The organism is Youngiibacter fragilis 232.1 (genome assembly GCF_000495435.3).
Lineage (GTDB): Bacteria > Bacillota > Clostridia > Clostridiales > Clostridiaceae > Youngiibacter > Youngiibacter fragilis.
The window spans coordinates 1-1,582 of the sequence record NZ_AXUN02000131.1 but is presented as its reverse complement, the minus strand read 5'-3'; the positions used below and the strand labels follow the sequence as shown (position 1 = coordinate 1,582).

Genomic DNA, 1,582 nt, shown 5'->3' with positions numbered 1-1,582 from the left:
ACCATTGCATCCCTTAACTCTTTACTATCTGCCATTTTATTCATCCCCTCATCAGTAGTACTTACTATACTATTTTCAATTACCACTGCCAACTATTCTGACACATAGGGATAGCGGGAACCAGCATTTGATTGAAGTCAACACCTTGCTACAATATGCCACTACGGCAACCATGTTAAAACGCTTTGACGAAGCAGTTTTCAAAAATTTTGTGAATCGGATTATTGTATATTCCAGAACTGAAATTGGATTTGAACTCAAATGTGGAATCACACTTAAGGAAAGGTTGGAGAAATGAATGAGTCACACACCCTACGGCTATAGGATAGAAAATGGCAAAGCTGTCATTGATGAAATTGCTGCCGAGCAGATAAAAAAACTATTTCTAGCGTTTCTATCCGGAGATTCCTTGGCCAACGCTGCACAAAAGGCCGAAATCACAAAATCTCATGCATCGATTGGAAATATACTCAGAAACGCCCATTACCTTGGAGATAATTATTATCCGGCAATTATTGATAAGGTGATGTTTGAGGCTGTAGAAAAAGAACGTATCAGACGAGCTGAAAAACTTGGTCGGATCTTCGAGCCAAAAGTGGAAGATGAGGCTGTTTATCCAACCACCTTCCGCATCATAGAAAGCACCGAGCGATTCGACAATCCGTTCCAGCAAGCGGAATACGCCTATAGTCTGATTAAAAGAGAGGTGTAAATATTGAATGTTACTAAGAGTGTCACCGTACTCCCAGCCAGGAAGCAAATGCGTGGCAAAAAAGAAGATGAGGAAAAAGCAAAACTCCGGGTAGCAGCCTATTGCAGGGTTTCCACCGACAGTGACGAACAGGCTACAAGTTATGAAGCGCAGATTGAACACTATACATCCTACATTAACAATAACCCAGAATGGTCATTGGCAGGAATTTATGCGGATGACGGTATTTCAGGAACCAATACTAAAAAGCGTGATGAATTTAACCGAATGATCGACGAGTGTATGGCTGACAATGTGGATATGATCATCACAAAATCTATCAGTAGGTTTGCCCGAAATACTCTGGACTGCCTGAAATACATCCGGCAGCTTAAGGAAAAAAACATTCCCGTCTACTTTGAAAAAGAAAATATAAATAGCATGGACTCTAAAGGCGAGGTTATGCTCACCATTATGGCTTCCCTCGCCCAACAGGAAAGTCAGTCTCTGAGCCAGAATGTAAAGATGGGTTTACAATATCGCTACCAGCAAGGTGAAATACAGGTCAACTGCAACCGCTTCCTCGGATTTATAAAGGATGAAAATAAGCGCCTTATCGTTGTCCCCAAGGAAGCAGAAATCATAAAGCGCATCTACCGGGAATACCTCGAAGGTGCCAGCATGCTAAAAATCAAACGCGGCCTTGAAGAGGACGGCATTCGTAATGGTGCTGGAAATGAAAAATGGCATACCAGCAATATCAATCAAATCCTACGAAATGAAAAGTATATTGGGGATGCCCTTTTACAGAAAACCTACACCACGGACTTCCTCACGAAAACGAGAGTAAAGAACCATGGCATCGTACCACGTAAGCGGAAATTGTATAGC

Annotated in this window: 2 protein-coding genes; both read left to right on the top strand. The window is 41.9% G+C overall.

The window, feature by feature from the left end:
- Nucleotides 1-298 precede the first annotated feature (298 nt).
- The gene (locus T472_RS06655) at nucleotides 299-712 is read left to right on the top strand and encodes a recombinase family protein (protein WP_023388124.1); all 414 of its coding nucleotides are present in this window, start codon (nucleotides 299-301) and stop codon (nucleotides 710-712) included.
- A gap of 3 nt (nucleotides 713-715) precedes the next feature.
- A partial coding sequence (locus tag T472_RS06650; RefSeq protein ID WP_023863459.1) for a recombinase family protein occupies nucleotides 716-1,582 on the top strand: 867 nt, incomplete at its 3' end.